Source organism: Streptomyces sp. NPDC052040 (assembly GCF_044548405.1).
In the GTDB taxonomy this organism is placed as follows: Bacteria; Actinomycetota; Actinomycetes; order Streptomycetales; family Streptomycetaceae; genus Streptomyces.
Genome location: NZ_JBIUBV010000019.1, coordinates 33,468 through 47,035 on the forward strand (window position 1 = coordinate 33,468; position 13,568 = coordinate 47,035).

At 75.2% G+C, this 13,568-nt stretch carries 10 protein-coding genes and 1 pseudogene; 6 read left to right on the plus strand and 5 right to left on the minus strand.

Going from position 1 to position 13,568, the window contains the following annotated elements; genetic code table 11:
- Nucleotides 1-37 precede the first annotated feature (37 nt).
- On the plus strand, nucleotides 38-1,633 hold the full coding sequence (locus tag ACIHAA_RS27950) for a helicase HerA-like domain-containing protein (protein ID WP_399821914.1): 1,596 nt from the start codon (nucleotides 38-40) through the stop codon (nucleotides 1,631-1,633).
- Between the two features lie 92 nt (nucleotides 1,634-1,725).
- Here the strand turns inward: ACIHAA_RS27950 and ACIHAA_RS27955 are convergent, their stop codons facing one another.
- From ACIHAA_RS27955 to ACIHAA_RS27970, 4 genes and pseudogenes are all read right to left on the minus strand, one after another.
- Nucleotides 1,726-1,872 (minus strand): hypothetical protein, encoded by a 147-nt coding sequence (locus ACIHAA_RS27955; protein WP_399821916.1) that lies wholly within the window; start codon nucleotides 1,870-1,872, stop codon nucleotides 1,726-1,728.
- Between the two features lie 51 nt (nucleotides 1,873-1,923).
- Nucleotides 1,924-2,262 (minus strand): hypothetical protein, encoded by a 339-nt coding sequence (locus tag ACIHAA_RS27960; protein ID WP_399821918.1) that lies wholly within the window; start codon nucleotides 2,260-2,262, stop codon nucleotides 1,924-1,926.
- Between the two features lie 190 nt (nucleotides 2,263-2,452).
- Complete coding sequence (locus ACIHAA_RS27965) at nucleotides 2,453-3,133, minus strand: HdeD family acid-resistance protein (RefSeq protein WP_399822031.1); 681 nt, start codon at nucleotides 3,131-3,133, stop codon at nucleotides 2,453-2,455.
- Between the two features lie 144 nt (nucleotides 3,134-3,277).
- Nucleotides 3,278-3,865, minus strand: a pseudogene (locus tag ACIHAA_RS27970) (HhH-GPD-type base excision DNA repair protein); the annotation flags it as partial.
- A 138-nt stretch (nucleotides 3,866-4,003) separates the two neighbouring features.
- Between ACIHAA_RS27970 and ACIHAA_RS27975 the strand changes: the two are divergent.
- The 5 genes from ACIHAA_RS27975 to ACIHAA_RS27995 all read left to right on the plus strand — a co-directional run bounded on the left by ACIHAA_RS27975 (nucleotide 4,004) and on the right by ACIHAA_RS27995 (nucleotide 10,651).
- Complete coding sequence (locus tag ACIHAA_RS27975; RefSeq protein WP_399821920.1) at nucleotides 4,004-6,292, plus strand: penicillin acylase family protein; 2,289 nt, start codon at nucleotides 4,004-4,006, stop codon at nucleotides 6,290-6,292.
- Nucleotides 6,282-6,896, plus strand: coding sequence for a GNAT family N-acetyltransferase (locus ACIHAA_RS27980; protein WP_399821922.1), 615 nt, complete (start codon nucleotides 6,282-6,284; stop codon nucleotides 6,894-6,896). Before ACIHAA_RS27975 ends, ACIHAA_RS27980 begins: the two co-directional genes overlap by 11 nt.
- A 10-nt stretch (nucleotides 6,897-6,906) precedes the next feature.
- Nucleotides 6,907-7,386 carry a cupin domain-containing protein gene (locus ACIHAA_RS27985; RefSeq protein ID WP_399821924.1) on the plus strand — a complete coding sequence of 160 codons (480 nt, stop codon included), beginning with the start codon at nucleotides 6,907-6,909 and terminating at the stop codon, nucleotides 7,384-7,386.
- Nucleotides 7,383-8,147: an SDR family NAD(P)-dependent oxidoreductase gene (locus tag ACIHAA_RS27990; protein ID WP_399821926.1), complete on the plus strand. Its 765-nt coding sequence runs from the start codon at nucleotides 7,383-7,385 to the stop codon at nucleotides 8,145-8,147. Before ACIHAA_RS27985 ends, ACIHAA_RS27990 begins: the two co-directional genes overlap by 4 nt.
- Nucleotides 8,148-8,272: 125 nt before the next feature.
- A complete protein-coding gene (locus ACIHAA_RS27995; protein ID WP_399821928.1) occupies nucleotides 8,273-10,651 on the plus strand; it encodes a copper resistance protein CopC in 2,379 nt (792 codons plus the stop codon).
- Nucleotides 10,652-10,691: 40 nt separating this feature from the next.
- On the opposite strand, the gene ACIHAA_RS28000 is transcribed toward ACIHAA_RS27995, so the two are convergent.
- Nucleotides 10,692-13,460 (minus strand): SpoIIE family protein phosphatase, encoded by a 2,769-nt coding sequence (locus tag ACIHAA_RS28000; RefSeq protein WP_399821930.1) that lies wholly within the window; start codon nucleotides 13,458-13,460, stop codon nucleotides 10,692-10,694.
- Nucleotides 13,461-13,568: the final 108 nt, after the last annotated feature.

Genomic DNA, 13,568 nt, shown 5'->3' on the forward strand with positions numbered 1-13,568 from the left:
GCAGTAAACGGGTGCATAACGGAACAGGTGCTTTGTGATGAGCGACAGCCGGCAGGTGCCCGGGGCCGCCGCGCCCGAGACCCCGGGAAGCGCCCCGGCGCTCCCCTCCGAGGCCCGGGGGATCACGGCCGGGTACGACTTCGCGGGTCCGGCCCTCGACCTGGGCGCCCTGGTGTGGGACGGGCGGTGCCTGCCCGCCGCGCCGGTCCGCGTCCCGCTGTCGGTGCTCAACCGGCACGGCCTGGTCGCGGGCGCGACCGGCACCGGGAAGACCAAGACGCTCCAGCTGATCGCCGAGCAGCTGTCGGCGCAGGGCGTGCCGGTGTTCCTGGCGGACATCAAGGGGGACGTCTCCGGTGTCTCGGCACCCGGGCAGGAGGACGAGCGGGTCCGCGCGCGGGCGGCCGAGGTGGGGCAGCACTGGACGCCCCGGGCCTTCCCGGCCGAGTTCTACGCGCTCGGCGGCCTCGGCCGGGGCATCCCGGTGCGCGCCACCGTCACGAGTTTCGGCCCGGTGCTGCTGTCGAAGGTGCTCCGGCTGAACCAGACCCAGGAGCAGTCGCTCGGCCTGATCTTCCACTACGCGGACGCCAAGGGCCTGGAGCTGGTCGACCTGAAGGACCTGCGGGCGGTGGTGGCCTTCCTGACGTCGGACGAGGGACGGCCCGAACTGAAGGAGATCGGCGGCCTGTCGACGGCGACGGCCGGGGTGATCCTGCGGGCGCTGACGGCGTTCGAGGCGGAGGGGATGGCGCCCTTCTTCGGCGAACCGGAGTTCGACACGAGCGAGCTGCTGCGCACCGCGCCGGACGGCCGGGGCGTGCTGTCCGTGCTCGAACTGCCCGCGGTCCAGGACAAGCCGCAGCTGTTCTCCACCTTTCTGATGTGGCTCCTGGCCGACCTCTTCCACGATCTGCCGGAGGTCGGCGACCCGGAGCGGCCGAAGCTGGTCTTCTTCTTCGACGAGGCGCATCTGCTGTTCAACGGTGCCTCCCGGGCGTTCCTGGAGTCGATCACCCGGACGGTGCGGCTGATCCGCTCCAAGGGGGTCGGCGTCTTCTTCGTCACCCAGACCCCGCGGGACGTGCCCGCGGACGTCCTGGCCCAGCTCGGCAGCCGCGTCCAGCACGCGCTGCGCGCCTTCACCCCGGACGACCAGAAGGCGTTGAGGTCCGCGGTGCGCACCTTCCCCGACTCCGCCTACGACCTGGAGGCGGTGCTGACCGGTCTCGGTACGGGGGAGGCCGTGGTGACGGTGCTGAGCGAGCGGGGCGCGCCGACCCCGGTCGCGGTGACCCGGCTGAGGGCGCCGGAGTCCCTGATGGGTCCGGTGGACGCGGATGCCCTGGAGCGGGCGGTCTCCTTGTCCCCGCTGCACGGGCGGTACGCGCAGGCGGTGGACCGGGAGTCGGCGTACGAGATGCTCGCCGCGCGGGAGGCCGCCGCCTCGACCGCTGAGGAGGCGGCCGGGGCGGCGGCCGGGGCCGGGCGCGAGCCCGCGCGGGAGGAACCGTCGCTGGTGGAACAGGTCGTGGCCAGCGGGGCCTTCAAATCCCTGGCCCGCTCGCTCGGCACCCAGTTGGGCCGGGAGATCACCCGCTCGCTCTTCGGAACGGCCCGCCGCAGGCGGTAGGTCCGGACAGCAGGGGCGGTAGGTCCGGACAGCAGTGGCGGTAGGTCCGGACGTCAGGGCGGCCGCCCGGGGAGCCGGGCGGCCGCCGGGTGCTACTCGCGCTCACCCTCGCGGGCGAGGGCCGACGGGGGGTCCTCGCCGGGGTCGGGGTCGGGTTCGGGCTTCGGCCGGGGCTTGGTGCTGCGGACGGCCTCGGCCCGCAACAGGGCGAGCAGGGCCGCGTAGGGATCTCTGGGCATGACGTGTCCTTGCGTTGCGATGAGCCGGTGTCGGTGCGGGGGCCGGACCGGTCAGCAGCGCAGAACCACGGTGCTCAGGGCGGACAGGGCGGGGAAGAGGAGCGCGCGGGCGGCGCCGGCGGCGGGGTCCTGCGTGCCCGCCGGGACTCCGGTGCGTGGCACCGGGCGCAGCGGGACGGGGGCGCGGGGGCCCTGCGGGTTCGCCGGCCGCAGCCCGGCGACGAGCACCTCGTGCTCGGTGTCGCAGGCCTGGGCCGCGGCCACCGTGTCGTTCTCGTCCGTCACGGCCTCGGCGTGCGCCCCGGCCGCGAGCAGCGCCACCAGCACCAGGAGCACCCGCAGCCAGGCATACCGCCGAGCGGTACGAGCAGGGCGCGGGGTGGTGCTCACGAGGGTCATCTGCCCGCCGACACGGCGTGGTTCATCGCAATGGACGCGAGAATCGCCCGCTCGAGTGAGATGCGCGGCGCGAGGTTGACGCCTGGCGTGCGGTGGGACGGGCTCGCCGTGCGGGGCGGGCGCGGCGCGGGGTTGACGTCCGGCGTGCGGTGCGTGGTGGGGCGGAGCGGGGCTCAGTCGGTCACACGGTGCGCGGGATGTGCTCGGCGCGGCCGCGGATCCGCAGGGCCGTCATCAGCTCGACCACGCCCACCACGATCAGCCACCACCCGGCGACCCACGCCAGCAGGGCGATCGAGCGGAACGGCGAGACGATCAGCACGATCCCGGCGATGAAGGTGACGATCCCGAGGATGATCTGCCAGCTGCGCCCGGGTACCGCCGGGTCATGGGCGGCCGCCACGGTCTGGGCGATCCCGCGGAACAGCCAGCCGATGCCGATCCACAGCGCGAGCAGCAGCAGCGACTCCAGGGGGCCCCGGAAGCAGAACAGCCCCAGGACGATCGACAGGGCGCCGCTCAGGAAGGCGAGGACCCGCAGCGAGGTCGCCCGGTGCGTGCCGAAGGCGGACGCCACCTGGAGCACGCCGCTGATGATGAGGTACAGCCCGAAGAGGATGCTCGCGACGAGCAGGGAGGGCCCGGGCCAGGCCAGGATCACGATCCCGAGGATCAGTGAGGCGGCACCGGTGGCCAGGACGACCTGCCAGGCGCTGCGGGAGAGCAGATGCAGGACGCCCTCGACCGGCGGCTCCAGGCCGTCCCCCGGGGGCCTGGGCGCGTGCGGGTCGCGGGTGGCGTGGACACGGCGGTCGTCGTCGTACTCGGATCCCCACGGGGAGCCGCTCGGTGCGTCGGTCATGGTCCATGCTTGGACCGGCTCCGCGGCCGCCGCCACCCGGGTTACCCCGATCGGCTGACCCGCCGCCGGGCGGGGCCGGGTGGGGCCGGGTGGGACATCGGCTGCGCGCCCGGGGCTGCGCGCCCGGGGCTGCGCGCCCTCGGCCCGGGCCGCCTTGGCCGCCTTCGCCGCGGCCTTCAGTTCCTGCTTGTGCGCCCTGACCTTCGCCAGGGAGTCGGGCCCGGTGATGTCGGCGACCGAGCGGTAGGACGCGTCCTCGCCGTACGCCCCCGCGGCCTCGCGCCAGCCCCGGGGCCGTACGCCCAGTTGCTTGCCGAGCAGGGCGAGGAAGATCTGCGCCTTCTGCTTGCCGAAGCCGGGCAGGTCCTGGAGCCGCCTCAGCAGTTCCGGACCGCTGTCCACGCCCCGCCACAGGGCCTCGGCGTCCCCGTCGTAGTGCTCGACGAGATAGCGGCACAGCTGCTGGATGCGCCCCGCCATCGAGCCCGGGTAGCGGTGCACCGCGGGCTTCTCGGAGAGCAGCGCGGCGAAGGCCTCCGGGTCGTGGGCCGCGATCTCATGGGCGTCGAGGTCGTCGGCGCCGAGCCGCTGTGCGACGGTCCACGGTCCCTTGAACGCCCACTCCATCGGGATCTGCTGGTCCAGCAGCATCCCGGTGAGCGCGGCGAGCGGACTGCGCCCGAGGAGCGCGTCGGCGTCGGGGTCCTGGGCGAGGTGCAGCGTGACGTCCATGCCCCGATGATCGCCCCGCCGTACGCCGCCCGCACCCTTCACGTACGATGCCCTAGCTGCTTAGGCAAGGCTTACCTAAAAAAGGCTGGGGAAGACCGGCCGCGACGCCGTAGAGAACCGACCACGATGGGGTGCAGGGTGACCACCGAGACCTACCGCGACGCCTGGGGCATCCCGCATCTGCGGGCCGACGACGCACTGTCCCTCGCCCGCGCCCAAGGACGGGTCACCGCGCTGGACCGCGCCTGGCAGCTGGAGGTCGAACGGCACCGGGCGCAGGGCACCTCCGCCGCCTTCCTCGGTCCGGGCTCCCTGCCCTGGGACCTGCTGGCGCGGCGGGCCCGCGTCGAGGACTCGGCACGCCGCTGCCTCGCCGCCCTGGAGCGGCAGGACCCGGAGACCGCCGACTGGGTCCGCGCCTACACCGAGGGCGTCAACGAGGGGCTGGCGGAAGGCGCCCGGCGCTCCCCCGAGTTCGCGCGCACGGGTCTCGCCCCCGGCCGCTGGGAGCCCTGGCACCCGCTCGGCGTCTGGCTCGCCACCCACCTCCTGTTCGCCGGTTTCCCCGCCAAGTTCTGGCGCGAGGAGGTCGTACGGCACCTCGGCGAGGACGCCGTCGGCCTCTTCGCCGCCGACGGACCCGGCATCCTGGGCAGCAACGGCTGGCTGGCCGACGGTTCCCGTACCGCGACCGGGCAGGCGCTCATCGCGGGCGACCCGCACCGTTTCATCGAGGAGCCGGGCGTCTACCAGCAGATCCGCCTGGCCTGCCCGGAGTTCGACGTCGTCGGCCTCGCCGTGCCGGGCGTGCCCGGGACCGCGCACTTCGCCCACGCGGGCCCGGTGGCCTGGGCGATCACCAATGCGATGGCCGACTACCAGGACCTCTACCACGAGCGGCTGCGCCGTACCGCGGACGGCGGCGTGGAGGCCCTGGACCCGGACGGGCAGTGGCGTGCGGTGTCCCGGCACCTGGAGACGGTCGAGGTGGCGGGCGCCGAACCGGTGGAAGTGGAGGTGATCGAGACGCCGAGGGGCCCGGTGGTCAGCGGCGGCCCCCGGCCCGCCGCCGGGACCCCCGTCGGCCCGCCCCAGGATCAGACCCCCACCGGCCCGACCGGGGAGCGGACCCCCGTCGGCCCGACCCGGGAGCAGACCCCCACTGGCCCGACCGGGGACCAGACCCCCGTCGGCCCGACCGGGGAGCAGACCCCCGCTGACCCGACCCGGGAGCAGACCTTCACCGACGACACCGGGACCGCCACCCCCGGCTTCCCCCCGGCCCTGTCCCTCCGTTACCCCGCCCGGGTCACCGCCGACCTGGGCTTCGGCGCCCTGCTCCCCCTGCTGCGGGCGCGCAGCGTCGACGAGGTGGACCGGGCGCTCGACCGCTGGGCCGAACCGGTCAACGTGGTGCTCGCGGCGGACGTCCACGGCGGTGTGCTGCACCGCGTCGCCGGTACCGTCCCGCTGCGGGCCGAGGCCAACCGCACCCGGCCCGTCCCCGCCTGGGAGCCCGGCCACGAGTGGCGGGGATGGCAGCCGATGCCGCGCGGGACCACCGAGGGCGGTTTCGCCGTGATGGCGAACCAGCGGGGCCTCGCCGCCCCCCTCGGCGTGGAGTTCGCCCCCGCGCACCGCGCCGACCGCATCCGCACCCTGCTGGACGGCGGGGACGTGTGGTCCGCGCCGGACATGGCGGCCGTCCACATGGACACCCGTCTCGCCTCCGCCGCACCCCTGTTGGAGCGCCTCGCGGCGCTCGACGCCCTCACCCCCGCGGCGGACGCGCTGCGCGACCGACTGCTGCGCTGGGACCGGCACATGGACGCGGACAGCGCGGACGCGGCGGTCTACGCGGCGGTGCGCGACCAGGTCGTACGGCGGCTGGCGGCACAGCCCGCCTTCGCGCCGCTGATCACCCCGACCGCCCACCCGGACGTCTTCCGGCCCTGGCTGGTGCTGACGGCCCGTATCGGCTACGCGCTCGAACACCTGCTGCGGGCCGAGGAGTTGTTCGGCATCGACCGCGATGCGGTGCTGCGGGAGGCCGTCGAGGAGACCGCCGCGCATCCGCCGCAGGGCACCTGGGGGGACACCCACCGGCTGGCCCCCTGGCGGGCGCTGGAGGACCCGGAGGGCGAGGAGCGGGACGAGGAACCGGGGCTGTCCGGCGACCACGACTGCGTCCTGTGCGCCTCCGCCGTCCCCGGCCTGACCCATCTGAGCGCGCGCGCCCCGGCCGCCCGCTACATCTGGGACCTGGCCCGCCGCGAGGACAGCCTCTGGGTGGTCCCCCTCGGGGCCTCGGGCGTGCCGGGCTCGGCCCACCACCGCGACCAACTCCCCCTGTGGCTGGAGGGGGAGCTCGCCCCGGTCGTCACCGGCTGGGAGCTACTGACGAAGGAGAGCACCCATGACCACTGAGCCCTACGCCCCCGACCGCACCACCGTCCACGAACGCCGGGTCGACGGCTTCGGCACCGTGCGGATCGTGCCCCTGGACGCCTGGGCCGACGCGGACGTGATCCACGCCTGGGTGGACGCCGAACGCGCCGCCTTCTGGGGCATGAAGGGGCTGTCCAGACAGGAAGTGGGCGAGATATACGCCCATATGGACACCCTCGACACCCATCACGCCTTCCTCATCGTCAAGGACGGGGAACCGGCCGCGCTCCTCCAGACCTATGAGCCGGAGGCCGACCGGGTCGGCGAGTGCTACCCCGTCGAGCCCGGCGACATCGGCGTCCATCTGCTGCTCGCGCCCGCCGGACCCGGCGGCGCCCAGCCGGGCTGGACCTCGGCGCTGCTGGTCACCGCCGTCTCGTACGTCTTCGAGAAGCTCGGGCGGCAGCGGGTCGTGGTCGACCCCGACGAGCGCAACACCAAGGCCGTCTCCCGCTTCCTGCGCCAGGGCTTCGCCGAGGGCCCGCTCGTCGTGCTGCCCGAGGTGGACCTCCCGGACGTGTATCTGCCCGAAAAGCGCGCCCGGCTGGCGTTCCTCGACCGGGCGGCGGTCCTCACGGCCTAACCTTCCCGCCATGACCCCCGACGACCTCATCGCCCACTTCGGCATGGCACCGATTCCGCGCGAGGGCGGACGGTTCCGCCGGACCTGGTCGGGGCCGCCCCGCCCCGACGGGCGGCCGGAGGGCACCGCGATCGTCGCGCTGCTGACCGCCGAACCGGACGACTACTCGGCGCTGCACCGCCTCCCCGCCGACGAGGTCTGGCACTTCTATCTCGGGGACCCGCTCCGGCTGCTGCTCCTCGCCCCGGACGGCGGTGCCCGCACCGTCGTCCTCGGGCCGGACGTCCTCGGCGGCCAGCACATCCAGTTCACCGTGCCTGCGGGCACCTGGATGGGCGGGCGGGTCGCCGAGGGCGGGGCCTGGGCGCTCTTCGGGTGCACGATGGCCCCGGGCTACACCGACGAGGGCTACGAGCACGGCGACCCGGCCGTGCTGCGCGCCCGGTATCCGGCCGAGGCGGACCGCATCGCGGGGCTGTGCCGGCCATGAGCGGACTGCTGGCGGGGCAGGTGGCCCTGGTGACCGGGGCGGGCGGCGGCATCGGGCGCGGTATCGCGCTGCGGTTCGCCGAGGAGGGCGCCGCGGTCGCGGTCCACTGCCGGACCTCGGTGGCGGCGGCCCGGGAGGTGGCCGGGCGGATCCGGGGCCGCGGCGGCCGGGCGGTCGTCCTGCGGGCCGACCTGACCGACGAGGACGCCTGCGGCCGGCTGGTGCGGGAAGCGGCCGAGTGGGGCGGGGACCGGCTCACCGCGCTGGTCAACAACGCAGGGGTCCAGCCGGTGCGGGACCTCGCCGGGATGACGGCGGCCGAGTGGCGGACCGTGCTCGACGCCAACCTCTCCGGCGTCTTCGCCTGCACCCGGGCCGCGGCCGAGGTCATGCGGGAGACCGGCGGCGGCAGCGTCACCCACATCGCCTCCATCGAGGCGACGCACCCGGCACCCGGGCACGCCCACTACGCCGCCGCCAAGGCGGCCGTGGTGATGCACGCCCGCTCGGCGGCCCTGGAGTACGGCCCGTGGGGCATCCGCGTCAACACGGTCTCGCCGGGTCTCGTCGACCGCGCGGGCCTGGCCGAGGACTGGCCCGAGGGCGTGGAGCGCTGGCAACGGGCGGTGCCCGCGGGCCGGTTGGGCCGCCCCGAGGACATCGGCGACGCCTGTGTGTTCCTGGCCTCCCGGCTCGCCTCCTGGATCAGCGGCCACGACCTGGTGGTGGACGGCGGTGTGTCGGCCCGGCCCACCTGGTGAGGCGGCCGCCGGTCATGATGGCCCCACCCGCGTACGGACCTCCGGTCGCGCCCGGCGCTGAGCAGGGCGTGCGCCGCGTCCGTATGTGACCAGGACCCGGGAACGGCGGATACGGGAGACATGACGTGGGCCAAGCACAGGTGAGCGGACGGGGTCCGGACACGGGCGGACTGCGCCGGGGGCTTCGGCGGCTTGCCCTGGTGCTGGCCGCCCTCCCCCTGGTGCTGCTCGCGGCCGCCGGTTCCGCCTCCGCGCATGCCGCGCTGGAGGGTGTCGACCCGGCGGACGGCAGCGTGCTGAAGACCTCGCCGAAGGCCATCACCCTGACCTTCGGCGAGTCGGTCGGTCTGCTGGACGACTCCATCCGCGTCCTCGATCCGACCAACCGCCGGGTGCACACGGGCCGTCAGGAGCACGCGGACGGCCGGTCCGACACCGCGCGGGTCACCCTGCCGCGCCTGCCCGACGGCACCTACATCGTGGCCTGGCGGGTGGTGTCCGCCGACAGCCACCCGGTGAGCGGGGCCTTCACCTTCTCCGTCGGCAAGCCCTCGGCGACGACCGCGGCGGTGCCGGTGGACGACCCCCAGGACGCCGTCTCCACCGCGCTCTACGACATCGCCCGCTACATCGCCTACGGCGGCCTCGCCCTGCTGCTCGGTACCGCCGTCTTCGCGCTGGTGACCGGTGTGAACGGGCCCCGGGGGCTGCTGGTGGGCGGCTGGTGGACCCTGCTGGGCGCCACCTGCGCGCTGCTGCTGCTCCGAGGCCCCTACGAGCGGGGCAGCGGCCCGGCGGCGGCCCTCGACCCCTCGCTCCTGCGGGACACCCTGGCCGGTCGGCCGGGTCTGGCACTGCTGGCGCGGCTGGTGCTGCTGGCGGTGGCGGCGGTGGTCGGGGGCCGCCCGGGCGCGATGCGGCGCGGGCGGCTCCGGTGCGCGGCCGTGGGTGCCCTGGCGGTCGCGCTGGCCCTCACCTGGGCGGTGTCCGAGCATGCCGCCGCCGGGATCCAGGTGCCGCTGGCGATGACCTCGGCGGTGCTGCACCTGCTGGCGATGGCGGTGTGGCTGGGCGGCCTCACGGCCCTGCTCACCGCGGACCGCCGGGCACCCGGGGGCCTCCCGGCCCGCGCGGTCGTCCGCTTCTCCCGGCTGGCCTTCACCGCGGTCGCCGTCCTGGTCGCCACCGGCGTCTACCAGTCCTGGCGCGGCCTCGGTTCCCTCGACGCGCTCACCACCACGGTCTACGGCAGACTGCTGGCCGCCAAGCTGGTCGCGGTGGTGTTCCTGCTGACGGCGGCGGCGTACTCACGCCGCTGGACGGGCCGCCTGGCGACGCGCCCGGCCGCGGTTGCAGCGGGGCGGGGGCGCTTCGCGCTGCTTGGCGAGGGTCGGGAGCGTCCCGCACCGCTTGGCGAGGATCGGGGGCGCCTCGCACCGCACGAGGGGCCCCGCGAGACCGGCCCCGGCGGAGACCGCCGCCCGGCCACCGCTGCTGCGGATGGCGGCTCCGATGCCGCGGACGGCGGCTCCGGCGCCGTAGTCGTGGCCGTGGACCGCGACGGGAACGACGGCCAGGCGGAAGGGGCGCGGGTGAGGGGGCGCGCGGATGCCGCCTCCGTGGTCGTGGCTGTGGACGGGGGCGAGGACGGCGTGCGGGCGAGGGGTTGCGCGGACGGCGGCTCCGGCGCCGTAGCCGCTGCCGGAGCCGTAGTCGCTACCGGAGCCGGAGCCGGGGACGGGGACGGGGACCGCGACCGGGACGGGAACGACGGCCAGGCGGAAGGGGCGCGGGCCGCGAGCCGTGCGGGCGGCGCACGCGCCGCGGACGGCGGCCGCGCGGACCGGGACGGTGACCGTGCCGGTGACGGTGCGCGGGCGCACACGAAGGCGGACGGCGGCGCCCCGGTGCAGGACCGCGCGGACCGGGACGGTGCGCGCCCCGCCGCCGAGCGGGACCCCGCCGCCGAGCGGGACCCGGGCGACGCGCCGGACCCGGGCACCGCACCGGACCCCGGCCCCGGCCGGAGTGCCCTGCGCCGCTCGGTGCTGGCGGAGATCGCGATCGGGGTCGTGGTGCTGGTGCTGACGACCCTGCTCACCGGCACCCAGCCGGGCCGTGCGGCGGAGGAGTCGGCGGCCGCCGCGGCCGCCGCCGACCAGTCGCTGGGCTCCACCACGATGCTCCCCTTCGACGTGGGCACCCGCGGCGGACGCGGCACGGTGCAGATCGAGCTGACCCCTAGCCGGGTGGGCGAGAACGCCGTGCAGGCGGTCGTCTTCGGCCCGGACGGCGGTGTCGCCACCGTTCCCGAACTCCGCCTGAGCTTCACCTTCCGGGCGCGCGGCCTCGGCCCCCTGGACGCGGGGGTCACCAACCGCGGCGGCTACTGGGCCGCGGACACGGTGAACCTCCCGCTGAAGGGCGCCTGGACCATGAAGGCGACCATCCGCACCACCGACATCGACCAGGTCACCGTGGAGAAGACGGTCTCGATCGGCTAGCGGCCGCCCCCGCTCAGGGCGCGGCCGCCAGCCGCCCCGCTCAGGGGGCGATGTCGCCGAACTGTTCGAGGAGCGCGTCGACCGGCCGGGAGGCGACGTCCGCCCCCGCACCGTCGTGCACATGCTGCTCCGCCCAGATCACCTTGCCGCGGGAGGTGTACCGGGTGCCCCACCGTTGCGCGAACTGCGCCACCAGGAACATTCCGCGGCCGCCCTCGTCCGTGGTCGCCGCCCGCCGCAGCCGCGGCGAGGTGCTGCTGCAGTCCGCCGCCTCGCAGATCAGCGTGCGCCCGTACAGCAGCCGCGCCCTGACCGGCGGCGCGCCATAGCGGATGGCGTTGGTGACCAGCTCGCTGAGGATCAGCTCGGTGGTGTACGCGGTCTCCTCCAGACCCCACTGCCGCAGCCGCTCCCGGCACTGCGCCCGCACCGCCGGCACCGCCGCCGGGTCCGGTGCCACGTCCCACTCGGCCACCCGTGAGGGCGGGAACAGCCGGGTGCGGGCCACCAGCAGGGCGATGTCGTCGCGGGGGCGGTCCGGCTTCAGCGCGTCGACCACCGCCCGGCACGTCTCCTCGGGGCCGCGCCCCCCGGCGCCCTCCAGGGCCCGGCGCAGCGCCCCCGTCCCGGTGTCGATGTCCCGGTCGCGGTCCTCCACCAGGCCGTCGGTGTAGAGCACCAGGTCGGACCCCTCGGGCAGGCGCATCTGTGTGGTCTCGAAGGGGTAGCCGCCCAGGCCCAGCGGCGCCGAGGCCGGGACCTCGGGGCTGCTGACGGTCCCGTCCGGGGCCACCACCAGCGGGCCCGGATGCCCCGCACGGGCCATGGTGCACGCCCCCGTCACCGGGTCGTAGATCGCGTAGAGGCAGGTCGCGCCCGTCACCCCCTCCACCTCGCGGCCGTCCGGTCCGCCGTCGGACCGCTCCTCGTTGTCCATGCGGACGACCAGGTCGTCCAGGTTCCCGAGCACCTCGTCCACGGGCAGGTCCAGGGTGGCGAAGTTGTGCACCGCGGTCCGCAGTCGCCCCATCGTCGCCGCCGCGTGCAGCCCGTGTCCGACGACGTCCCCGATCACCAGGGCCACCCGCGCACACGACAGCGGGATGACGTCGAACCAGTCGCCGCCCACCCCCCGCCCCTCGGCCGGGAGGTACCGCCAGGCCACATCGAGCGCGTCCTGCTCCGGCCGGCCGCGCGGCAGCAGACTCCGCTGGAGCGTGACCGCCATCTTGTGCTCCCGGGTGAACCTGCGGGCGTTGTCCACGGCCACCGCCGCCCGCATGGCCAGCTCCTCCGCGAAGGACAGATCGTCCGGCTCGTACTCCGGGGCACCGGCCATCCGGTAGAAGTTCGCCACCCCCAGGACCACTCCCCGCGCCGTCAGGGGAACGGACACCAGGGAGCGCAGCCCGCACTCCAGGGCCTTGCGGGCGCGGGTCGGATCCTGCGCCTGCCAGCCCGGCGACTCCCGCAGATCCGGCTCCAGCACCCCCCGCGCCTGCTGCAAGGTCCTCATCTGCGGGGCCTCGGGGGAGAAGGTGATCAGCTCCCCGACCGGATACATCGGCATCATCCGCACATCGCCGCTGATCGCCGCGCGCCGCAGATGCCGCCATCCCTCGGCCGTCGGCTCCCAGCCGCGCAGCACCGAGTCCAGCAGGTCCACCGTGACGGCGTCGGCGAACTGCGGCACCGCCACCTCGGCCAGCTCCTCGGCGGTGCGCACCACGTCCAGGGTGGTCCCGATCCGCACCCCTGCCTCGTACAGCAGTTTGAGGCGCTCCCGGGCCACTTCCGCCCTGCCGGTGACCGCCGCCAGCTCGGTGGTGTCCCGCAGTGTCACCACGGAGCCGCCGGACGCCGGGTCCGGGAAGGTGGGCCGCTTGTTCACCGCCAGCAGCCGGTCCTCCACCAGATACACCTCGTCGGTGACGGCCCCCGGCGACAGGAGCAGCCCGGTGAGCTGCTCCGGCAGCCCCAGCTCCCGCACGGGCCGCCCCCGCGCGTCCTCCGCCAGGCCCAGCAGCCGGTGCGCCTCCTCGTTGGCCAGCAGCAGGCGACCGCCGGCATCGGTGATCAGCACGCCTTCCCGTACGGCGTGCAGGACCGCGTCGTGGTGCTCGTACAGCCGGGCGAGTTCGGCGGGGGCCAGGCCCCGGGTCTGCTGCCGCAGCCGCCGGGCCACCAGCAGGCTCCCGGCCGTGGCCACCGCGAACGCGCCCGCGCCCGTCCCGAGGATGATCGGCAGCTGCGCGGTCCAGCGCCCGGCCAGGGAGTTGACCGTGATCCCGGCCGAGACCAGCCCCACGACCGTCCCGTGCGCGTCGGTCACCGGAACCACCGCCTGCACCACCGTGTGGCCGCCCGAGGGCAGGCGCGGGCCGCCGACCTGCTCGACGACGGTCTGGCCCTTCAGCGCGGGCCCGATGGTGCCGACGAACTTCTTCCCGATCTCCTGCGGGAGGGGGTACGTGTAGCGGATCCCCGCGGTGCTCATGGCGACCACGAAGTCCATGCCCGCCCGTCTGCGCGCCTCCTCGGCCAGCGGCTGGAGCACCGCGCTCGGGTCGGGGCTCCCGAAGGCCGGGGCGACACCGGGGGCGCTGGCGAAGGAGTGCGCCGCGACGACCGACTCCCGCCGCCCCTCCTTCAGAGCGTCCCGGGACGCCTGGAGCGCCACGGCCGCCACCGCGGCCAGCACCAGCAGCACCACGATCAGGGACTGGACGAAGAAGACCTGACCCGCGGCCGTGCGCAGGTTCAGCAGGGAGACGCGACGACCGGCGTCCGGCCGCGGGTCAGAAGACACGACGGCCTCCGATGCCGTCGGACAGCACCTCCATGTTCCCTTGATAGCACTGCATGGCACTGCGGGCCGCACAGGGCCGTACGCAACCACAGCACCCGCCCGGGTCAT